At 39.5% G+C, this 23,232-nt stretch carries 18 protein-coding genes and 3 tRNA genes; 3 read left to right on the top strand and 18 right to left on the bottom strand.

Translation table 11 applies throughout. The annotated features are described in order from the left end of the window. Positions 1-40 precede the first annotated feature (40 nt). Both D3H55_RS15060 and D3H55_RS15055 read left to right on the top strand, forming a co-directional pair. Complete coding sequence (locus D3H55_RS15060) at positions 41-799, top strand: N-6 DNA methylase (protein ID WP_119548109.1); 759 nt, start codon at positions 41-43, stop codon at positions 797-799. After that, on the top strand, positions 792-5,084 hold the full coding sequence (locus D3H55_RS15055) for an Eco57I restriction-modification methylase domain-containing protein (protein ID WP_119548107.1): 4,293 nt from the start codon (positions 792-794) through the stop codon (positions 5,082-5,084). The genes D3H55_RS15060 and D3H55_RS15055 overlap by 8 nt, the downstream gene beginning before the upstream one ends. Before the next feature lie 104 nt (positions 5,085-5,188). Here D3H55_RS15055 and D3H55_RS15050 read toward each other — a convergent pair whose 3' ends face one another. The 15 genes from D3H55_RS15050 to D3H55_RS14985 form a co-directional block, all read right to left on the bottom strand. After that, positions 5,189-5,701, bottom strand: coding sequence for a hypothetical protein (locus D3H55_RS15050; protein ID WP_119548105.1), 513 nt, complete (start codon positions 5,699-5,701; stop codon positions 5,189-5,191). Next, positions 5,694-7,805, bottom strand: coding sequence for a protein kinase domain-containing protein (locus D3H55_RS15045; RefSeq protein WP_168413117.1), 2,112 nt, complete (start codon positions 7,803-7,805; stop codon positions 5,694-5,696). Before D3H55_RS15045 ends, D3H55_RS15050 begins: the two co-directional genes overlap by 8 nt. Before the next feature lie 152 nt (positions 7,806-7,957). Then, on the bottom strand, positions 7,958-8,437 hold the full coding sequence (gene rlmH, locus D3H55_RS15040) for a 23S rRNA (pseudouridine(1915)-N(3))-methyltransferase RlmH (RefSeq protein WP_119548101.1): 480 nt from the start codon (positions 8,435-8,437) through the stop codon (positions 7,958-7,960). Positions 8,438-8,531: 94 nt separating this feature from the next. Then, positions 8,532-8,690 (bottom strand): CxxH/CxxC protein, encoded by a 159-nt coding sequence (locus tag D3H55_RS15035; RefSeq protein WP_119548099.1) that lies wholly within the window; start codon positions 8,688-8,690, stop codon positions 8,532-8,534. 118 nt (positions 8,691-8,808) lie between these two features. Further along, on the bottom strand, positions 8,809-10,029 hold the full coding sequence (locus tag D3H55_RS15030; RefSeq protein ID WP_119548097.1) for a S1C family serine protease: 1,221 nt from the start codon (positions 10,027-10,029) through the stop codon (positions 8,809-8,811). Between the two features lie 373 nt (positions 10,030-10,402). After that, positions 10,403-11,197: an exodeoxyribonuclease YycJ gene (locus tag D3H55_RS15025; protein WP_119548094.1), complete on the bottom strand. Its 795-nt coding sequence runs from the start codon at positions 11,195-11,197 to the stop codon at positions 10,403-10,405. Between the two features lie 5 nt (positions 11,198-11,202). Continuing rightward, complete coding sequence (locus tag D3H55_RS15020) at positions 11,203-12,012, bottom strand: two-component system regulatory protein YycI (RefSeq protein WP_168413116.1); 810 nt, start codon at positions 12,010-12,012, stop codon at positions 11,203-11,205. Beyond that, positions 11,999-13,321 carry a YycH family regulatory protein gene (locus tag D3H55_RS15015; RefSeq protein WP_168413115.1) on the bottom strand — a complete coding sequence of 441 codons (1,323 nt, stop codon included), beginning with the start codon at positions 13,319-13,321 and terminating at the stop codon, positions 11,999-12,001. Before D3H55_RS15015 ends, D3H55_RS15020 begins: the two co-directional genes overlap by 14 nt. Continuing rightward, positions 13,318-15,144 carry a cell wall metabolism sensor histidine kinase WalK gene (walK, locus tag D3H55_RS15010; protein ID WP_119548088.1) on the bottom strand — a complete coding sequence of 609 codons (1,827 nt, stop codon included), beginning with the start codon at positions 15,142-15,144 and terminating at the stop codon, positions 13,318-13,320. Before walK ends, D3H55_RS15015 begins: the two co-directional genes overlap by 4 nt. Before the next feature lie 4 nt (positions 15,145-15,148). Further along, positions 15,149-15,859 carry a response regulator YycF gene (gene yycF / locus D3H55_RS15005; RefSeq protein WP_119548086.1) on the bottom strand — a complete coding sequence of 237 codons (711 nt, stop codon included), beginning with the start codon at positions 15,857-15,859 and terminating at the stop codon, positions 15,149-15,151. 112 nt (positions 15,860-15,971) lie between these two features. Further along, positions 15,972-16,109 (bottom strand): hypothetical protein, encoded by a 138-nt coding sequence (locus D3H55_RS24375; RefSeq protein WP_168413114.1) that lies wholly within the window; start codon positions 16,107-16,109, stop codon positions 15,972-15,974. A 76-nt stretch (positions 16,110-16,185) separates the two neighbouring features. After that, positions 16,186-17,634 carry a peptidoglycan DD-metalloendopeptidase family protein gene (locus D3H55_RS15000; RefSeq protein WP_119548084.1) on the bottom strand — a complete coding sequence of 483 codons (1,449 nt, stop codon included), beginning with the start codon at positions 17,632-17,634 and terminating at the stop codon, positions 16,186-16,188. Between the two features lie 320 nt (positions 17,635-17,954). After that, positions 17,955-18,027: transfer RNA gene (locus tag D3H55_RS14995), tRNA-Phe, on the bottom strand. Between the two features lie 326 nt (positions 18,028-18,353). Then, positions 18,354-18,430: transfer RNA gene (locus D3H55_RS14990), tRNA-Asp, on the bottom strand. A 129-nt stretch (positions 18,431-18,559) separates the two neighbouring features. Then, positions 18,560-18,634 (bottom strand) — tRNA-Glu (locus D3H55_RS14985). 183 nt (positions 18,635-18,817) lie between these two features. On the opposite strand from D3H55_RS14985, the gene D3H55_RS14980 reads away from it, so the two are divergent. Continuing rightward, the gene (locus D3H55_RS14980; protein WP_240628592.1) at positions 18,818-19,852 is read left to right on the top strand and encodes an ion channel; all 1,035 of its coding nucleotides are present in this window, start codon (positions 18,818-18,820) and stop codon (positions 19,850-19,852) included. A gap of 59 nt (positions 19,853-19,911) precedes the next feature. Here D3H55_RS14980 and D3H55_RS14975 read toward each other — a convergent pair whose 3' ends face one another. From D3H55_RS14975 to dnaB, 3 genes are all read right to left on the bottom strand, one after another. Further along, positions 19,912-21,198 carry an adenylosuccinate synthase gene (locus tag D3H55_RS14975; RefSeq protein ID WP_119548082.1) on the bottom strand — a complete coding sequence of 429 codons (1,287 nt, stop codon included), beginning with the start codon at positions 21,196-21,198 and terminating at the stop codon, positions 19,912-19,914. 211 nt (positions 21,199-21,409) lie between these two features. Then, a complete protein-coding gene (locus tag D3H55_RS24370) occupies positions 21,410-21,661 on the bottom strand; it encodes a hypothetical protein (protein WP_168413113.1) in 252 nt (83 codons plus the stop codon). 206 nt (positions 21,662-21,867) lie between these two features. Further along, positions 21,868-23,232, bottom strand: coding sequence for a replicative DNA helicase (gene dnaB / locus D3H55_RS14970; RefSeq protein ID WP_113927340.1), 1,365 nt, complete (start codon positions 23,230-23,232; stop codon positions 21,868-21,870).

The raw sequence follows: 23,232 nt of genomic DNA, 5'->3' as shown, positions 1-23,232 counted from the left end.
TCCAAACGTACAAACTTCTTTTGAATGGAGATACGAGAAGATGAGTGATTTACCCGAATCTACTAACGAAAAAATAATAAAAAGTAAAATACGTATCCAAAATCACGGTGAAGTGTTCACACCGAAAAGGATTATTAATAAAATGCTTGACTTGCCTAACATTCGTGAAGCATGTCAGAACTTAACTTCTACTTTTCTAGAGCCTGCTGCTGGAGAAGGAGCTTTCCTAGTTGAAGTTTTGAATAGAAAAATGAAGATGGTAGTAAAGAATTATGGTGATAACTTAATACGTTATGAGAACTATTCGTTACTTGCATTATCAACAATATATGGTGTTGAACTGCTTGAAGATAACGCGCAAAAATGTGTTATGAATATGTACCAGGTCTATTATGAAGCCTATCAACAACAAGCAATACAACATGATGCAAAGGTTAAAAAGAAGGTTTTGGACAGTGCAAAATTGATAATCTCAAATAATATTGCACAGGGAAACTTTCTAACTAAATTAGCTCCTGATGGCAATCCTATTGTGTTTAGTGAGTGGAATCCTATAAACCTCCGAAAAGATGGTAAGACAATTAAGGTTCAACGCACTGAATATACGCTTATGGATATTCTTGAGGGTATAAAAAAAGAAGATGGAGATTCTTTAAGCCATTCAGTAGTTGAGCAACTGGATTTGTTTGACTCTTTTGATGATGAAGAAGTATTTGAAAAAGAAAAAAAACAAATGAAATACATTCCTGTGAAGATTACTCATGTCTATAAGGAAGAGATGGAGGAAGTAAATGGATAAAACAATCATTAAACCGTATGAAGAATTAGACTTGAAGATATACGCTTATACCTTGCCTGAAATTCCTTCTCATGAGGGTTACATTAAAATCGGTGATACAAGTAGGCAGGTCAAAAAACGAATTTTTGAACAGGTTGGAACAGCAGGACTTAATCCTAAAATTCTATTTGAAAAGGTCGCAAAGAAGTCTGATGGTACATGGTTTCATGATAAATCGCTTCACCGTTTCCTTCTACAGAATGGGATTCCAAAAAAAGATTTTAATAATCATGCTGATGAATGGTTTTACTTTAATGGAACACCTGAGAAGGCAGAAACCCTGACGGACAAGTTTATCAATCGTGATTATGATGAAATTCAAATTGATGAAGCAAACTCGGACTATCTCCTTCGGAATGAACAAAGTAAGGCGGTTCAGTTAACACTTGATTATTACAATAGTACACAAGAACCTAGGGAATTTCTTTGGAATGCAAAACCTCGCTTTGGGAAAACACTGACTTCATATGATTTTGTGAGAAAAATTAATGCGAAAAATGTACTTATCGTAACCAACAGACCTGCAATAGCCAATTCTTGGTTTGATGATTTTAAAAAGTTTATCTCTTGGCAAGAACCAGGAATGAAATTTGTTTCTGAAACAGATGCTTTAAAAGATAAGGCATTATCTCGTAAAGATTTTATTGATTTTATTAACTCTACTGACCATGAGAATCCATCACAGATCACATTTATTTCACTTCAAGATTTGAAAGGTGCGAAATTTGCAGGTGGTGGATTTGAAAAACTTGAATGGGTTGGTCAACTGAAATGGGATTTACTAATCATTGATGAAGCTCATGAGGGTGTTGATACCGCAAAAACTGATGTAGTGTTCGATAAAATTAAACGAAACTTTACTCTGCATCTGTCAGGTACTCCATTCAAGGCTTTGGCAAACAATAAATTTAGTGAAAACCAAATTTTTAACTGGTCGTATGTCGATGAACAAGAAGCAAAAAAAGATTGGGATTATACAACAGGAAGTAATCCATACGAAAATCTGCCAACACTAAGTCTATTCACCTATCAAATGAGCAAGATAATTGAGGATCGTGTGTCAAAGGGATTGACGTTGGAAGATGATATAAATGTCGATTATGCCTTCGACTTGAATGAGTTTTTCAGGGTTAAAGAAGATGGCAAGTTTGAGTATGAAGCAAGCGTGAAAAAATTCCTAGATAATCTATCTTCAGGTAAATTTCCTTTTTCAACAGATGAACACAGAAGCGAATTAAACCATACATTTTGGCTTTTACCGCGTGTTAATTCTGCCAAAGCACTTGAAAAGTTGTTAAATTCTCATCCTGTTTTTAGTGATTATAAGATTGTACTAGCTGCTGGTGACGGGATAAGTGCTACCACTGATCCAATCCTTGAAGAAGAAGGAAAAGACTACAAGAAGAATGAGAAAAGTTTTGATAAAGTTAAAAAAGCAATTTCTGAAAATGAAAAAACCATAACTTTATCCGTTGGTCAACTTACAACTGGTATTACAATTCCTGAATGGTCTGCGGTACTTATGCTTAGCAACATTAAGTCACCAAGTTTATATTTCCAAGCAGCTTTCCGTGCCCAAAATCCATATGAATTTGTTCAGGACGGTAAGCTTTATAGGAAAGATAATGCATATATCTTTGATTTCGCGCCAGAACGAACACTATTGCTCTTTGACGAGTTCGCTAATAACTTATCAAGTGGTAGCTCAAAAACAAGTGAGGAACGCAAGAAGAAGATTAAAAAGCTATTAAACTTCTTTCCAGTGATTGGAGAAGATGATGAAGGTAATATGCATGAATTAGATGCAACTGAAGTATTAACCATCCCAACCCATATCACTTCAACAGAGGTAGTGAAACGTGGGTTCATGAGTAATCTTTTGTTTGCAAATATCTCAGGTATTTTTGGTGGAAACTCACCATTCAAGGAAATTCTAGATAAGATTAAGCCTGAAAAGAATAAGCGCTTGACCGAGCGAAGAGAAGTCAATGTAACAACTCCAATGCTTGATGATGATGGAAACATAAATATTCCTACAGACATTGTAATTAACCATACTAAAGATATTTTTGGAGACGCAATTTATAAAGTTCTGGATACAATCGATATTCCCGAAATACCTGAAGTTACAACTATTACTACCGAGATTAAGGACACGCTAGATAGTGGATTTAGCAAGTTGAAAGAAACATTCAACATGAATAAAACTCAAACGGATAAAGTAAAGAATGAAGTAACTTCAACCATTCAAGACGTGGTTCAAAAGAGTGTAGAAACTTATCAAAGCCAAGTTCGAGAAATCGAACTTGATTATACAGAGCAAATTCAAATCGCTCAAGAAGCTCATGACTTGGTTAAAGAAGAGCAACTAAAAACGGAGTTTGAACAGAAAAAGGTTGAAATTAATCAAACTTTTACTGAAAATCTTAATACAGAAGTAAAAGCAACGGTTGAAACTGCAGTTGAAAAGCAAGTTGTCATCGTGGAAGAGAAGAAGAAAAAGACCACTGAAGATGACGTTCGAGATCACTTGCGTGGCTTTGCTAGAACTATTCCTGCATTCCTTATGGCTTATGGTAACGAAGATACGACTTTAGCTAGTTTTGAAATACACATTGATGAACCAACCTTCGAAGAATTAACCAGTATAACTGTTGACGAATTCAAAAAACTTCGTGATGGTTTTGATTATGTAGATGAAGATGGAAATAACCGTAAAGTGCCTGGTTTATTTAATGAAGTAGTGTTTAACGCCAGTATCAAAGAGTTCTTCAATACAAAGAATAGGTTATCAAACTATTTTGACGAAACGCTTACCGAAGATATTTTCGACTATATTCCCCCGCAGCAAACAAACCAAATTTTCACCCCTCGAAGAGTGGTAAAATTGATGGTTGATTTAGTTGCAGAAAATAACCCTGGTATTTTTAGCAACTATAATGTTAAGTTTATTGATTTATATACGAAAAGTGGGCTATATATATCGGAGATCGTTAAACGTCTAAATGAAGGATTGAAAGAACAAATTCCAAATTATAACGAGCGTATTAGATGGATTCTTGAAAATCAAGTCTATGCGTGCGCTCCAAGTAACATCATTTATAATATTGCTAAAAATTATATTTTTGGTGACTTCAAAGATATTTCTAGTAAAAATATTGTAGAATGCGATCTTACCGAATATGCAAAGAAAGATAATGCTAATATTAAATTACTAGAATTGTTAGGAGATGATGATTTGAAGTTTGATGTAATTATTGGTAATCCACCATATCAAGAAATGGATGGTGGAGCGCAAGCAAGTGCGAGACCAATCTATCATCATTTTGTGCGTTTGGCAAAACAACTTAATCCAAATGTAATCTCCCTTATTATACCGACACGTTGGTATGTCGGGGGAAAAGGATTAGACGAGTTCCGTGATGAAATGTTAAATGATCGTCATCTCAGTGAGCTACATGATTGGCTTACACCAGAAGATATATTTCCTAATACAAATATTAGGGGCGGTGTATGTTACTTCTTATGGAATTCATCAAACAGTAACGATGTAACTCGTGTTGTAACATATAAGAATAATAAGATTGTCAATAATGTTTCTAGACCAATGGAATATAAGGATTCTGGCATATTTGTAAGAGACTCCAGCGCTATTCCTATTTTAGATAAAGTCTATAGTAAAGATAACGATAGCCTAATGGAATATGTGTCTTCTCGTAATCCTTTTGGTTTTTCTACTAACTTTACTTTTAAGAATGACAGCCACAGTATGAATGAACCAATAAAATGCTATGCTAATAGAGGTAGAATTGGGTATATTGAATTAACCGATATAGTAAAAAATTCATCATGGATAGATAAATGGAAAGTCCTTACACCATACTCTAATAACATTGGAACTGAGTTAAGTGACGATAATTTAAATACCGTTGTAGCTAGCCACAATTCAATATGCACTGAAACATATTTAGTAATTGGTGCTGATTTACAATTAAATGAAAACAATGCAAATGCTCTAGCTAAATACATGAAATCTAAATTTGTAAGATACTTACATGGACTTGCTAAAAATAGTCAACATGGTACTCGAAATACGTATAGATTTGTTCCTGTCCAAGACTTCACTGACAAATCTGATATCAATTGGTCTGATTCTGTCCAAGAAGTAGACATACAACTTTATAAAAAATACGGGCTATCCACAGAAGAAATAGAGCATATTGAAAGTAGTATTAAAGCAATGTAAGTTGCAAAAAAATTAAGAAGCACGCCAATATTGGCGTGCTTTATTTACTAGCAAATGGTAACGCTGACGACCTAAGAAGGTGGAATACCCTTCCTTAAATGTTATTAAATCCATTTAAGATTTTGTAAATATTCGTAGGACCATTTAATATTGTCTTCAGTAAATTTACTTTTCTTAATCCTTTTTACTTCTTTTACTACCTCTTCAATATCTGTTTCATCATAAATTTCTTTTTGTACTTTTGCAGCATAATGTGTTGTTGATAATAATTCCAACTGTAAAGGATTATCTAAAGGTAAGTTATCTAATATAAAATCAATATCTTTAGTCTTTTCATCTTTATTTTCAGATAATATATCATCTACTTTATCACCTTGAATTAACTCGTAACCAATTCCTTTTTGGATAAGTTTTATTGCTCCATTCAACTCAAACTGTTCCGTCAATGTATCAAGTTTCGAAGAATAAGGACCGTAATGATATAGCGAGTATGTTAAGCCTGTAGGTATCCCATTTTCAGTTAGGAAATAAAATATTTTTTGAAAAGCCTTTTTACCTTTTATAGGTCCATATTTTTTTATAATGTATGAAATAATCTTAGTGTTTTCATTAGACATGTTTTGTCTCCTCCTCAATTATCTTCTTCACATCTGCCATTATCCCTTCACCTGCATATACTCTGAAAATATATATTGGATCATTTAAAGAGGAAAGAATTGACGAGTACTTGTTAACAGAATTAGCAACACCATTCTTTTCTAAAATTCTTATTAGCGGATTTCCTTCTTCGTCACTAAAACGTATTGGTGGATGTTGTATATTATCTATAATCAATTCATTATCATTAAAACCTTTTTGTGTTAGAACACTCTTAATATGTTCTGCAAACTTTTTATCTTCATCATTTACATGAGGAAATAGTTCGAATAATAATTTAGGATGGTTACGAGTATAAAACATTTTGTTCCATAAGGAGGTCTGATCATTCTTAATAACTTCAAAAACTTTATGATCATCCCATTTGAGAAAGTCATTAATATCACTCGGAATTTGATTACTAGGTAATATATTATACATTATTTTTTCTAAGATTTTATCATAAATCCTTCGTGTTCTATGAAAATAAACCTGGGTAAACATAAAATATCTTGCCAAAATAAGTCCTTCTAATGCATGAACACCTGACTTATCTACACCTAATATTGGATCATTATCTAATTGATAATCGATATTTATTGATCTAATTAAATGTCCCATATCAAAATTACCATAGTTTACACCAGTCATTCGAGAATCTCTAAGTAAATAGTCCATTTTGTCGGCATCCAACTGACTTGAGAAGATCTCCCTTATTAACCTATATGAACTTTTATAATTCCCAACTATAAGTCCAGCAATTTCTTTATGTGAAAAACCACCATTTTGACTGCCGATTCTATCGATAATGTCCTTTAGTTCAGTTTGTTTAATTAAATATTCAGCCATTCGTTCGTGGTTAGGAATTGATGTCGGAAAGAGTCCATCACCGACATGCGAAAATGGTGCATGTCCAATATCATGTAATAACGAAGCTAGTCTAAGCATCTGTCTTTGCTTATTAACTTCTTCGTTATCCCATTCTAAGGAATTACTATTTTTTCTAATAACTTCATCAAAAATTTTAGTTCCTACATGCATTACTCCCATAGAGTGTGCAAAACGATCGTGAGTGGCTCCAGGGTATGTTAGATATGTTGTACTTAGCTGCTTGATTCTCCTTAATCTCTGGAAAACAGGATGATTTATTACCAATTTCTCTTCATCACTAAAATTTATATAACCATGAATAGGATCTCTTAGTTGATTATTATCCCTGATTCTATTTATCAAAACACCTGGCTTATAGCCTAACTTAATATGTTTTCTTACTGCATTTAATAATGATTCTAAAGATCCTAATCTTTCATGTGGCTTTATTTGCATTAAAGAAAAAATTAATTCGTCTAGTTCAGTATTTATATCATTTCTAAACGAAGAGATCCTACGAATTTCTTTTGATAAGACCTCTTTGATTTCCATATATGGTTTCAAGCCTGTTAATAGTTCAAAAAAGATAACACCCAGTGAATAATAATCAGTCTTTTCTTCTGTATCAAATGTGATGCCAATTTGATCAAGACCTTCGTACCTTTCTGGTGCAAAGTATCCTTTTGTCCCCCATTGATAAACAGTATGAGGTCTAGGGATTGCCTCTTTTATTTTAGCTAATCCAAAATCAATTATTTTAACTAGCTTCTTTTGTTTATCATAGAGTATATTCTCAGGTTTTAAATCTCGATGAATTATTCCTTTTTCATGTGCATATATAACACCTTTTATTATTTGTTCAATTACTAACAAAGTCTCATCTAGATTTTCTTTTGAAGGATTAAAGAGCTCACTAAAGTTATCAAGTGATTTTCCTTCAGCATACTCTAAAACAATAAAACCAGCTTCATTTTCTTCATAATAATCATAAATTTGCGCTATGTAAGGGTAGTTTAATCTTGCTTGATAAATTGCCTCATCTCGAAATAAGCTCCAAAACTTCTTAGCTTCTTCTGGATCTTGAATATGTTCTGGTCTTAATGTCTTTATAACGACCTCTCTGCTCAAATTATTGTCTGTTCCTTTAAAGGTTAATCCCATACCACCTTTGTCTGACAATACTTCTTTTATTTCATATCTATTTTGATGGAGCATCGTAACCCTCCCAATCAATAACATAAAGTACCATTATATTTCGACATAAAAAACAAAATCCCTTCAATAAGAAAGGATTCTAACCAAAAATATATATTATATACCTTTCTCCAATTTATTCGTGAATTATTAAGTACCTTTTTAGTTTGCAGTTACTTATGATACGGTTCACCCCGGTTTATCCTAAAAGCCCGGTAAACCTGCTCCACCAGTATCAATCTCATCAACTGATGGGGAAAGGTCATTTTTGAAAAGGAAAGAGTCTCATTCGCACGCTTCAGGACGTCAGCACTCAATCCCAGCGAACCGCCGATCACAAATGTAATTTTACTTTTCCCATAGGTTGCAAGTTTGTCGAGGTTGTCAGCCAGGTCCTCGGAGGTCCTCATCTTTCCCTGGATGGCCAATGCGATGACATGGGCATCCGGAGAAATTTTAGCAAGGATCCGCTCTCCTTCTTTTCCTTTGACCTGAATCATTTCCGTTTCACTTAATTCCTCAGGTGCCTTTTCATCGGAAACCTCTATAACTTCCACTTTTGCATATGCACTTAAACGTTTTAAATATTCATCGATTCCCTGCTTGAGATACTTTTCTTTCAATTTACCAACGGTTACTATCGAGATATTCACAATTCACACCCACTTCACAAACGATTTACAAACACGTTATCCACAGAAGTTATCCACATATCAACAACCAGTATCCACATGTCGTATGGGAATACTAGTTCGCCACAATATATTCTGCTTCATTTTCGCAATATTCACAGGTTGTGGATAATCCGTGGGTATCTTTTAATTGCTCTAACTTTGGAGCAACTTCATATTCATCCACAATCACGTCCATGGCAAGCTCAACGTGCTCTTTACAGCAATAAATCATATTTTTTTCCTCCGCTTGATAGTTTAATCTTTATGTTTAATTTATCCACAAGCCATCATATCATTAAAAAAGGAAGCAGGAAAGTAATGGTCACTTTCCTGCTTCCTTGTTATCCACATTACAGACGGGATTCGTCTGTCAGCTTCATGGTCACTTCTTGAAGTTCACCATTTCTGTAAATCGTCACCTTCATTTGATCTCCAACGTCTTTTTCATTATAGAGATGCTTTCTCAGGGCGATAATGTCGGTGATTTTTTCACCATCAAGTTCAACGATTACATCCAGTTCCTGCAGTCCGGCTTGAGCAGCAGGGGAATTAGGAACAACCTGGCGAACCATGACACCGTCCTTAATATCTTCAGGAAGCTTCAGCGTTTCCTGTTGATGATATGCAGTGATTTCATTTACGTTTTCAAGTGAAACACCCATAGCCGGTCGTTTTACTTCCCCGAACTCCTCTAAATCTTCAATGATCGGCTGCGCAGCGTTAATAGGGATAGCCAGCCCGATTCCTTCTACCGCTTCCTGGGCAATTTTCATGGAGTTGATGCCGACAAGCTGACCAGCAATATTGACAAGGGCACCTCCACTATTTCCCGGATTGATGGCTGCATCCGTCTGAAGGACCTCGGCCTGCCAGTCTTCAATACCATCCTGATTGATGTCGACTGGTATTGTCCGCTCGATTCCAGAGACAATTCCTTGAGTAACTGAACCAGAAAACGCCAAGCCAAGGGGGTTCCCGATTGCAAGCACAGGTTCTCCTGCCTTTAATTCATCCGAATTCCCAAATTCAGCTACCGCTTTGATTCCACTGCCATCTACCTCCAAAACAGCAAGGTCTGTCCAAACATCGCCGCCTCGCAGTTCTGCAGGCAGCTTGGTCCCATCGGATAATGTCACTTCAAGCTGATCGGCATCTTGGATTACATGGTAATTCGTGACTATGTATGCTTTTCCGCCAGCCTTTTTATAAATGACTCCCGACCCTGTTCCGGCCTCCTGGCCCGTCTGCTCCCAAAAACTTTGTGAGCGGATATTGCTGATCCCGACAACTGCATCTTCAGCCTTCTCAACAGCGGCTGTCACATCACTGGTCACATCAACGGAGAGGCTTTTTGCATTACCGTTTTTGCCGTTGTGATAAGCTTCATCAGTCTCCGCCAGATTGCTGCTTGGATTATACGGGAGCACGTCCCAATCGGCAAGCTTTGGCAGGGCAATAATAACGAGAATGGCCCCCAATATTATGCCGATAAGGCTTGCAAGGAAATACCCGCCGCGATTCCCTTTTTGTTTTGATCTTTTATTTTCATAATCCTGATCATAATAACCCATCTGCTGATACATCCTTTCCTGTACATCTTTTATATTTTCCTACATCATCAAAAATATAGTCAGGGAAAATGGAATTTTGTTTTCATTTTATAAAAAAATCTCATATTTATCCACTTGCAGGTGCGTAAACACGGTAGAAATAAAAAAAAGGCTGTATTCGCATATATTGCTGCTTTCAGAAAAATCCCAGGTCCCGGTTTTTTCCCCTGTATTAAAAGGTTTTACTCTCGAAAAAGAACGAGCAGCTCTTTTCTGCCCTGCTCGCGGGGTTTTTACGACGATTTACCGGGGCTTTATTTAAAATTGCCTAAAAAAAGATGGAAGCATCAACGCTTCCATCTTTTTTCCCTATTGAATAATACTGTTAAACATCTTAAACTGCGACCAGTTGTGTCGGTTTCTTAGGATCAGTATCCAGCAAATCGAATTGCTCGCCTACTTTGATGCCTTTTGATTCAAGCGTCTGGGAAACACTCATCCTGGCCAGGTCTTTCATATTGTTATCTTTACTTAAATGAGCAAGATAGATGCTCTTTGTCTGGTCACCGAAGACCTCACTCATGGCAATGGCAGCATCTTCATTGGAAACATGGCCGACATCACTCAAAATCCGGCGTTTGATGCTCCACGGATACCGGCACATCCTGAGCATGTCCACATCATGGTTGCTTTCAAATACATACGTATTGGCATTGGAGATGATCCCTTTCATGCGGTCGCTGACATACCCGGTATCTGTTACAAGCACCAATTTCCTTCCTTCATGGTGAAAAGTATAGAACATTGGTTCAGCCGCATCATGGGAGACACCGAAGGATTCAATATCCAGTGAGCCGAAGGATTGGACCTTTTCCATCCCGAATTCAAATTTTTGCTCAAGAGGAACGTTCCCAATCAAAGGGTCCATCGCTTTCCACGTTTTTTCATTGGCATAGACAGGGAGCCCGTACTTTCTGGCCAATATTCCGATTCCCTTGATGTGATCACTGTGTTCATGAGTCACAAGGATCCCGGAAAGGTCTTGAATTTTCCGGCCGATGTTCTGAAACAAAGCTTCCATCTGCTTACCGCTCAGGCCAGCATCCACGAGGAATGAGTTCTGGTCTGTTTCAACAAAAATGGCATTCCCCGTACTGCCGCTGGCTAGTACACTAAAATGCATGGACATTTCTCTCACTCCAGTAATTCTTTTTCTGTATTGTTGAACTCAATTATATTTCCTTCAAAGGCATTGACGAAAAGATGATCTGTTTCCCCTTCCTTCTTGACTGTGAAATGCCATGCAGGCGATAACACCTGTCTCTCCGCTTCGGGCACAAGTGTGTAGTACCCCATTTCAGGTGTCCCTACTGTGCTGTCTGAAGGTAGTTTTTCTTTGTCATAGAGAGTCTCCAGAGCCTGCAAAGGGGTTATGACGGATTTCTTATCGGGAAACTCCTCAAAATCTGTCATTAAGGTTTGTGTATAGGAAACGATTTTCCGATCTTCATTATAATAGATAGCCAGTTCGCCATTGATATTCTTCAGAAGAGTCTTTCCGTTATAAGTCTGGTAATAGAGGATTCTTTGCTGATCCTCATCAATCTCCCAGAAAGAGTACGAGTCTCCATGCAGGACATTCTTAGCTAAAAAATCATTAAGTTCTTCAGGCTTAAACTTATCACTGATGACATAACTGCTGTCTTTCAGTGCGGAGGTAATAGTCGTTGTATCCAATACCTCGACAGATTGACCCTTTAACTCCTTAATCTCTTCTTCAGTAAAAGCTTTGGTTATGGCATTGATATAAGGCTGGCTTTCAGGTTCCTTGGAAGGAGGCAGATCGTATTTAATATTCTCCAGCTTCAGTTTATCTTCAAGCTTCGCTTCACCAAGGAAGTCGTACTGATTTTCATTATACTTGTTAATGAAGAGCGTTAACAGGAAAATGTCCAAAATCAAAAAGACAATGATAAAAATTGTTTTCGTCTTACTCCAATCCAAGAGGAACCCCCCCAACATCATCTGGCTGGAATCTAATCCAGGCACCTCCATATTTATAGTACCAAGCTGGATCCAGGCTCACGAGATTGGGAGCAGTCTGCGACATTTTAAAGCCCGGAATGATATCTTCAATCTGTTCCGGATTGATATTGTCCGCTAACAGGCGCTCAATCACATCCCCGCCGGCAGGGAGAGTGACGCTTCTGGTATCTTCTGTCATACCTTCAAAGCTGGTATATGGCCTGGAGTATTTATAAACATTTGTATTCCCCAAAACCACCGAGTAATCAGACATTCCGCTTTCGTTGAACACTGGAAGGTCATGGATGAACATACGATACTGGGTCTGCCTAAGAGACTTATTCACCCCGAAGTACTGGTAAAAGCCATTTTTCTCTGGCCAGCCGCCATGATCATTAATGAAACTGCTGGTCTGGGTGATCAAATCATTTACACTCGCTTCTCCTTCTGCTTCTTCAGCTATATTGACAAAAGAGAACGTTTTATTGTTTGTATTCACTGTCATTAAACTTGAATCATCATTATATTCGTCGCCAATATTGGTCAATTCACGGCTGACCAAATTAGGTTCACTGAACAAAGCATCCACAAATCGGTTCAAAGAAATTGTACCTATAATATAGCTGTAGATGTTCATTTCAATAGGATTTTCCGAAAGGTAGATTCTACGGCTGTCAGTTGGATCATACGCAAAGTATTCCGGGTGCTTAATTGACTTCGACACAAAATTCTCCTTAAAGGACTCCATTGCTGATAAATCAATACGTCCCTCATAAACTCTCTTGTCAGAATAAGAGACAAAGTAAACAGATGAAAAATCAGGAGATCCTTCTGTTGTCCTGACAACTATGCGGTCGAAATTATCTTGAGGGATGTCTGTATTGTTAAAGCTTATTATATTCTTATAAAAGTCAAAGGAAATGAGATCAGGAAATATCAATTCCACTCTGTCCTGACCATGAACCAGTTCCTTGAACTCCTCATTGGTCAACATTCGGGTGATATCTGTAAGCCCGATGATATTCCATGCAGAGATTTGATTGACCATATTTTCGATTTCCAAGTGTCTTTGAGTTCCGAATGTTTTATCATTCCTATGATAAAGGATTTTAAATGGGAGAAATACCTCCCTCATGTCCTTTTTGGCACTGATGATGATATCTTCTGAAATGTTACTTTCTTCAATCGGTTCAAGGCTTGGCTGAAACGTCCATAAATTCCAGGTCAAAAAAATACTTGAAACCACAAGAAATGTGAGGGTTATTGATTTAATTTGTTCATACTTCATATCCATTCATCCTCTAGTGTACTGTCATAAGGAAGAGAAAATGAAATGGTTGTTCCTTTGCCTTCCTTACTATCGGCCCAAATAGTCCCGCCGTGTGCAGTAATCATTTCTTTCGCAATGGCAAGTCCCAACCCGGTGCCTCCCATTTGTCTCGAACGGGCTTTATCCACCCGGTAAAACCGCTCAAATATCTTGGTCAGGTTGTCTTGCGGGATACCAAGTCCCTGGTCGGACACACTTACGACAATCGTTTCGTCTTTTTCTATTATACTGAACGTGATCAGCCCGCCTTCCGGCGAATACTTCAAGGCATTGGAAATGATATTATCAAGGACCTGAGTCAATTTATCTTTATCAATTTCAACGAAGAGAGCCTTTTCCGGCATATGCCTTTTAAATGTGACATTCTGATTTTTCGACATTTCAAAGCGATCGATGATTTTGTGGAAAAATCCAACGAATTCTATCCATTCTTTATTGAAACGGTAATCCTTACTGTCCATTTTAGAAAGTTGAAGCAAATCATTGACCAGACGGATCATCCGCTCCGTTTCATTCTGGGTTACATCCAGGAAATGCGGGGCAATCTCTTCATCCTGCCAAGCTCCATCTGCCAATGCTTCAAGATAACTCCTCATTGTCGTTAACGGTGTTCTCAATTCATGGGAAACATTCGAAACGAAGTCTCTTCGTTCCATGTCGATTTTTTCCTGTTCTGTAATATCATGAAGAACTGTTATGATTCCATTTACAAAACCTGTTTCTTTTTGAATGATGGAGAAATTAGCTCTTAGTATATAAGGCTGTTCTTTTGTACTGTAATCCAAAATGATAGATTCATGTTCATTAGAAAGATCTTCAAAGGTGTAATTCTCATCCAATCCCAAAAGGGAAACAAGCGGCTGTGATAGGACTGTTTCACGTGAAACATTCAGCATCTTTGCAGCAGGATCATTAATCAGGATGACCCGGCCTTTTCGATCAGTTGCAATTACTCCATCCGTCATATATGAAAGGACCGAAGATAGCTTTCTTCTTTCCCCTTCAGTGGTGGCCTGTGCTTCTTGAAGTCTTTTCGTCAGGTTATTAAAGGTAATGGCAAGCTGCCCGATTTCATCATATCCATAGACTTTTACTTTACGTGAAAAGTTGCCTTTTGCCATTGCAAGAGCCTGCTTCCTCATATCGGAAATCGGCCTTGTGACAGTCTGTCCGAGAAGCACCCCGAGAATCGCGGTAATAATCAGTGCAATCGCCGTTCCCGTGGAAAAGATTTTATTGATTTCCTCGAGCTGCTGATACACTGTTTCTATTTTCGCAATGATATAGATTGCACCGATTTCCTCTTTTCCGTTACTGCTGCTGATTGGATAAGTATACACCCAGATGCGGTTTCCATTTTCATCGAGATAAGCTTGATCTATTTCTTTTCCCGTCGCCAGTGCCCTCTTCACCATGGTATCTGTAGCACGCTGGCCGACTGTATCAACATTGTCGGCTCTTGAGGAACCAATGATCCGGAACTTGCTGTCGACGACCCTGACCTCTGATATATCCGTGCCTCTAAAATCATCGAGGATACTTGCAACATCAGCCTCAAGCTTAAGATCTTTATCTGTCCGCTCCCTGAGCATCTCTTCACGAATATTATATTTTAAAAACCGGACATTCTCTTTAATGTTCTGTGTGAAATTCGTAATCAGCTTATCCTCCAGCTCTCGTACGAAGTACACACCGATAATCTGCATGGCCAGCAGGATAAGCAGGACGTAAATCAAAACAAACTTTAAATGTATGGACCGGGTAATGCCAACTTTCTTCATTTAATTACTCCTGTTCTGGATTGCGTAGATAATAGCCGACTCCTCTTCTTGTAACGATCCAATTTGGATGACTTGGATTATCCTCGATCTTCTCACGAAGGCGCCTCACCGTAACATCTACAGTCCGGACATCTCCGTAATAATCATATCCCCAAACGGTCTGCAAAAGATGCTCACGTGTCATTACCTGGCCGATATGCTTGGCAAGATAATGCAGCAGTTCAAACTCCCGGTGAGTCAATTCAATTGTCTCGCCCCTTTTGGAAACAATATAGGCGTCAGGATGGATCACCAAGGAGCCAACTGCAATTTCATTTGTGCCTTCTTCATCAGTCTGCTGGGCAGCGCCATGTTGGTGCCTGCGGAGGTTTGCCTTAACCCGGGCAATCAATTCCCTCGTACTGAACGGCTTTGTGACGTAGTCATCCGCACCCAGTTCAAGACCAAGGACTTTATCGATTTCTGAATCTTTGGCTGTCAGCATAATGATAGGCATTTCATATTTCTTCCTGATTTCGCGGCACACTTCCATGCCATCGCGGTTAGGCAGCATGATGTCCAGCAACACAAGGTCCGGCTTAACTTCCTCAGCCATCTTGACAGCTTCATCACCGTCATACGCACAATGAACCTCATAACCCTCTTTCTTCAGGTTGAACTGTAATATATCCGCAATCGGCTTTTCATCATCAACTACAAGAATTTTCTTATCCATAGTCCCTAATCTCCTTTTTTATTTAACTTTTTGTCTCCATGATAGTATTTCTAATTTTTATTGAAATTGTGCAAAAAGCTTGATTATCATATTCTGGTTTGATTCTAATTTATCATTTTCTCAGGTTGAATTCATCTATTAGCTGAATTTTGGCAGCTATGTCTTTATATTGTAATCTTTCCCTAACACTCGGTTTATAGACTTTATCTCCCGGGTAATACAAGAATAACCCATATACGTTCTTTGTCATGACGCAGCATTGGATAAAGAAAACGCCTCTGAGCCGGCCGGCCAGAGGCATGAAAGATTTCAATCAATTTCTTTTATCAGTAAAGGGTCAATGGGTTAACTAATGATCCATTTTTGTAAACTTCCAAGTGCAGGTGGACACCTGTTGATTGGCCTGTCTGTCCCATCACACCAACCGAAGATCCAGCTGATACTGTCTGCCCTGCTGAAACACTTATGCTGCTCATATGGGCGTAAACAGAGCGGTAACCATTATTATGATCAATGACGACTTTGTTTCCATATCCGCCTGAATCCCATCCTGCAGATACAACTGTTCCATTATCGATTGATTTGATTGTCAGGTTATCAGGGCGGGCTATATCGATGCCTTTATGCATATGTCCCCACCGCTGACCGACTTTGGATGAAACGTATCCGCCGTTTGTCGGCCACACAAAGCTTCCAGATCCCCTTGAAGGAGTAACCTTGGTTCCTTTTATAACAATATATTTAACAGGTTCTTTCGTAACCTTCTCTTCTTTCACTGTCCGGTTGACCTGGATACCATTTTCCTCCTTGGTAAGGTAGGTGATGGCCTTTTCTCCATCCTGGCCTTCCTGCTTGACTTTGATATCGCCTTTATTCAAAGAAGAGTCTTCAATCACTTCTTTTTCATAGGCAATCGCTTCAACGGCAGATTGTTCTCTCTCGACTGTTACCTGAACAAGAGGCTTATAAGCTGTCACATTGATTTCCTGATCGATTTGAAGGAGGCTGTCCTCATTCAACCCAGGATTCAATTCAAGTAACTTGCCGGAAGTCAACTCGTGTTTTTGGGCGATGCTTCCTAATACGTCACCCTCTTGAACTTTATACTTCTTTTCTTCAAGGGTGCCCTTCAGAAGAAAGTCAACAGCTTTATCAGCTGTCAGGATCTCACCAGGTGCTGCTTTTGTTTCTTCGAATTGTGCCTGTTCGGATATCTCCACCGATAACAGTTTGGAATCTTCGGCAGGATCAGGAGTGCCTTCTTCTAATTCCTTCAATTCTTCCTCTGATACGAATTTAAGTTTAAGCTTTTTCAAGGCAAGTTCAGCTTCTTGCTGATCTTTCACCAGTACAGCCGGTTTACCACCGAATGATATGGATACAGCCTTTGCTTCAGCTTTAACAGATTCAGTAACTTGTTTAATCACCGAGTCATTATTGCCTTCAGCCCTGAAGACTTGTTCCGGGATGATGGAAAGTTTCTCAGCGAGTTCCAGTTCAATGGACTCAAACTTCTCTTCTTCAGAATCAAGCTTGGCTTCAATGGCTTTTTCGACTGCGGCTTTATCCGTCACTGCCCCAAAATATTCTTTCCCTATGTAAACATGATAGACCGTTTCCAAGTCAGTATTATCATTTGCATAAACAGATCCGAACGTAATGGCACTCAATGCTGCTGTTGTAATTGCAGCTCTTTTCAAAAGTTTCAACGATTTATGTATTAAGTTATTTGGACTTTCTTCTTTAGATGTATGAATGGTATTTCTCCACGTCATTAGTCTTTCCTCCTAGCTAAAAGACAAAGAAACCAGGCAATAAGCAATCAATAGTCTCTTTTACCTAAAAAATAAGTTTAGTTTAAAATAGTACTTTACTAATCTACCATAATTCTGGCAGCTAAAGAGAAACGTTTTCATAATGTAACATAATTGTATAATAAGTTACAAATTCTGCCTTTTGGGTGTAATATTACGCAGATTATTGCGAAACAGAGGATAGGACAAAATTAAGGGGCTTTAAGTCTTACCTTCGGGGAACTGAAGGGATATAAAAAAAGCATTGCGAGAGTCATGTCGTCGCAATGCTTTTTAGGTGATGGCTCAGGACGGAATCGAACCGCCGACACATGGATTTTCAGTCCATTGCTCTACCGACTGAGCTACTGAGCCATATTAATATATTTCCTAAAAGAAAGTTAGGTCGATAATTTATCGTCCAGCTCTCAGGAAGCTTGTTCAGGGTGCAGCTCGAGCTGTACGCTGAAGTTTATTCTGTGAAGCTTATTCGGACGTGCTCTACCGACTGAGCTACTGAGCCAAGAGTTTACGGCTTCCGCTAAGCGGCGAATCTCTTCGTCAGCGCCCTCACTCACATCCTCACGCACCTTAAGTGCGCTCCGGTGTTCATTCGGTTGCTTCCTTGATCTTCTTGCTTATCGAAACCCTTTTATTCTGGATTTGCATCCAATGTTCAAATGAAACTGTAAATATGTAAATGGCGGTCCGGACGGGACTCGAACCCGCGACCTCCTGCGTGACAGGCAGGCATTCTAACCAACTGAACTACCGGACCAGGGATTTTTGCTGACAAGCAAAATATCCTTCCTTTATGTAAGGGCTGGATATCACTTATCAAAATATCTCTCCTTAATGCAAGAAGCAGATATAAGAGCCAATTACTCCACGTAGTGTAGTAAAAACTTGGTGACCCGTACGGGATTCGAACCCGTGTTACCGCCGTGAAAGGGCGGTGTCTTAACCGCTTGACCAACGGGCCGTGTTATTGGAGCAACGAAGATAATAGTACCATAGGAATCTTAGTAAAGGCAATAACTTTCTTAAAAATAATGTCGAAAATGTTTTTTTCATAGTATCCCGTTTCTTTATTTCTTTTCGCTTTGGTTGCAGGTTTTCAAGGCTGGTATGTTAATATGAAAAAAAAGCAGGGGGTGTAGTGTTAGTGACCATTTTCTTGAGATTGTGGAAAGAAATCTCCAAAATGAATTTTAGAACGATCGTCATACTTTCGGTTATTATCGTATTATTTGGCACTGTATCCATACATTTTGTCGAGCCGGAAACGTTCCCGACCCTTTTTGAAGGCTTTTGGTGGACAATGACCACATTGACAACTGTGGGGTATGGTGATTATTATCCAGTGACTGTTGCCGGCCGGATTCTTGGTATTTTCCTTTTCATTTTTGGAATCGGCATTCTCGGGCTCTTGATCAGCAAAATCATGGATGTTCTTGCAACGTACAACACACTTAAAAGGGAGGGAAAGCTTGTGTATAAGAATAAAGGACACTTCGTTTACATAGGGTGGTCCACCAGGACGGAGAGAGCCATTAAAGAGGTTCTAGCTAATCGAAGTGATAAAGAAGTCGTCCTGATAGAACAATTGGAGTCCTCACCATTTTCTCACGACCAGGTTCATTTCATCAGCGGGGACCCTTCAGATGAAGAAGTATTAATAAAGGCCAATATCCTGGAAGCCGACCGTGTGGCTATTTTTTCCGATATGAGCATATCAAAACCGGTTCTGGCCGATGGTAAATCTTTATTGATCGCTTCAGCTGTCGAGGCGCTTTCCAAGAAGCATAAAGCTAATATCCACTCTGTTGTAGAAGTCATGGAGGAAAAAAATATACCATTATTCAATCATATTGATGTGGATGATTTCATCTTATCCAACGATTCAGTATCATTATTAATGGCTAAGGCAACACTTCAGCCGGGCACCACAGGGTTGTTCAGGCAGCTGTTGAGCAAGAGATTCGGAAAAAACATCCATGAATACTCCCCGATATCCGGTTGGGAGACCTATAGGGATGCTTCCCAGGCTTTATTCGAGAAAGGGGCAGTCTTGATAGCGGTCAATGAGGATATGGATTTCAGCAATGCGGCAGAAAAGAAACTGGATAAGGATGATACACTTTACATAATTTGTGATGACCAAATTTATCATGAACTCGATAAAAGAGTAGTACTGTGATTGACCAGACATTAAAAAAGCTTGAGGAGAAAACCCTCAAGCTTTTTTAATTTATTCAATCAGCTCCACACACTTCTGACTACATTTGTCTGGGAACGGTCAGGTCCCACTGAGAAAATCGACAATGGGATGCCTGTCAGTTGAGATACACGCTCAAGGTAGTGGCGTGCATTTTCAGGCAGCTCACCTAATGTTTTGCAGCCTGTAATATCTTCTTTCCAGCCTGGCAGCTCTTCATATACCGGCTCACATTCTGCCAATATGTTGAGGTTTGCAGGAAATTCATTGATGACTTCGCCTTTATATCGATAAGCTGTACAGATTTTCAACGTTTCAATGCCTGTAAGCACATCAATGGAGTTCAATGAAAGGTCCGTCAAGCCGCTTACACGTCGCGCATGGCGGACAACCACACTGTCAAACCAGCCGACACGGCGCGGACGGCCGGTAGTGGTACCATATTCACGGCCTACTTCCCGGATTTGGTCCCCGATTTCATTCGTAAGCTCTGTTGGGAACGGTCCGTCTCCAACACGAGTGGTATAAGCTTTTGATACACCGACTACATGCGAGATTTTTGTAGGGCCAACACCTGAACCGATCGTCACTCCGCCTGCAACAGGATTGGAAGAAGTTACGAAAGGATAAGTTCCTTGATCAATGTCCAGCATGACCCCTTGAGCACCTTCAAAGAGGACACGGCGTCCGTCGTCCAGGGCATCATTCAGGACCACTGAGGTGTCACATACATAATGCTTGACCTGCTGTCCGTACTCATAATATTCATCAAGGATCTCTTCAAGAGTGAATCCGTCTGTTTCATAGAATCGCTCAAGCAGGCGGTTTTTTTCTTCAAGATTTCTTGTAAGCTTTTCTTTAAAAGAGTCATAATCAAGAAGGTCGGCGATCCTGATTCCGTTACGTGCCGCTTTATCCATATAAGCCGGGCCGATCCCTTTTTTGGTTGTACCGATTTTGTTGGCGCCTTTTCGTTCTTCTTCCACTTCATCCAGTTTCAAATGATAAGGCAGGATGACATGCGCACGGTTGCTGATGCGTAAGTTATCAGTCGTGACATTGCGATCATGAAGATACTTCAACTCTTTTACCAGCGCTTTTGGATCGACCACCATTCCATTCCCGATCACAGATGTTTTGTCATTATAAAAAATTCCGGATGGAATCAAATGCAATTTGTAAGTTTCACCATCAAACTTGATTGTATGGCCTGCGTTATTACCGCCTTGGTAACGGGCAATAACCTCAGCATTTTCTGAAAGGAAATCGGTAATCTTTCCTTTTCCTTCGTCTCCCCACTGTGTTCCGACTACTACTACTGAAGACATTAGTAAAGCACCTCCGCTAGGGTTAATAAATCGTTCTCTTATCAAACATCACTATTTTATCAGTTTAAAGATACCAAAGTCAACGAAAACACGAACGATAATTATGTATCTTATTTTATTTGTTCGTAAATACCAACTAACTACCTATTAGTTTGTGTAAATTGAAGCTCAACTATGAATTCTTTATAAGTTATTTTAACCGTTAAAACCATCATGAAAGGAGCTGGGTATAAAATTCACAGATTAGAGCTGCCCGTAAAAATATACGATTATTAATTGCTAAGTCTCCTGTAACCTGGTGTTTACTCAGAAATCGACCAAAATTATATATGGCTACGCCTTCTTTAACCTGCTGTTCAGACAAAAAGCAAATCCTAATTATTTGCAGCTTGGGCACCATTGGAGATCCTTTGAAAACTGGGGAATGATTTTCTTCAATAGGCAGGGCAATATCTGCATCCAAAAAATAAAAAGGCTATTTTCGCATTTATTTTCCCTCTGTATTCAAAGGTTTTACTCTCGAAAAAGAACGAGCAGCCCTTTTCTTCCCTGCTCACCGGGGGTTGTACGGCGATTTACCAGAAATTTATTTGAACCTTATAGTGAATAGCAACAAAGTTTAAGAAAAGAGCCCATAAAAAAAGAGCCGGGGAGCAACTCCCCGACTCTCTATGCACCAGGCGGAACACCTGCATCATCGTACCTTCTTTCAAGGTTGACGAACTTGTTATATTCTTTAACGAACGCCAGGGAAACGGTTCCGACCGGGCCGTTACGCTGTTTGGCGATAATAATTTCTATGATGTTCTTATTCTCTGATTCTTTATCGTAGTAGTCATCACGGTATAAGAAGGCCACGATATCGGCATCCTGCTCGATACTTCCGGATTCACGGATATCTGACATCATTGGGCGCTTATCCTGGCGCTGCTCGACTCCACGGGACAGCTGGGATAAGGCAATGACGGGAACTTCAAGCTCACGCGCAAGACCTTTGAGCTCACGGGAAATTTCCGATACCTCTTGCTGGCGGTTTTCGCCTGAGCGCCCGCTGCCTTGGATCAACTGCAAGTAGTCGATGAGGACCATGCCAAGACCTTGTTCCTGTTTAAGGCGGCGGCACTTGGATCGGATTTCACCAATTTTGATGCCGGGGGTGTCGTCAATGTAAATCCCGGCATTCGACAGGCTTCCCATTGCCATAGTCAATTTTCGCCAATCCTCATCTGTCAGCGAGCCCGTACGAAGATTCTGGGCGTTAATGTTGCCCTCTGCGCAAAGCATACGCATGACAAGCTGCTCGGCACCCATCTCCAGACTGAAGATGGCCACGTTTTCGTCTGTTTTAACGGCCACATTCTGCGCTATATTAAGTGCGAATGCGGTTTTACCAACAGAAGGACGGGCTGCCACAATGATCAAGTCATTCCGCTGGAAGCCTGCTGTCATTTCATCAAGGTCGGCGAACCCGGTAGGAATACCGGTAACATCTTCAGTCCGGTTGTGAAGAAGTTCAATATTATCGTATGCCTTTACGAGTACATCCTTAATATCATGGAACGCGCCTGCATTTTTTCGCTGAGCGACTTCCATGATATTTTTCTCGGCTTCACTTAAAAGGGCGTCCACTTCGTCTTCACGGGAATACCCATCCTGTGCGATGGTCGTCGCTGTCCGGATAAGCCTTCTGAGGAGTGACTTTTCCTCAACGATTTTGGCATAGTATTCAATATTGGCCGCTGTCGGGACTGACCCCGCCAATTCACTTAGATACGATACCCCGCCGACATCCTCGAGTTCTTTAATGGCAGACAGCTCTTCAGTGACCGTAATCAGATCGACTGCTTTCCCCTTATCACTCAGGTTCAGCATGACGTTGAAGATTTTCTGATGGGAACTGCGGTAGAAATCTTCAGGAATCAAGGATTCCGATGCCTGTGTCAATGTGCTGGGTTCAAGAAAAATGGCACCAAGGACCGCCTGCTCTGCTTCTATATTCTGTGGTGGTACATGATTGGATAATATTTCGTTCAT

This window comes from Bacillus salacetis (genome assembly GCF_003581585.1).
GTDB classification, from domain to species: domain Bacteria; phylum Bacillota; class Bacilli; order Bacillales; family Bacillaceae_B; genus Rossellomorea; species Rossellomorea salacetis.
This window is presented reverse-complemented; position numbering and strand designations above follow the sequence as displayed.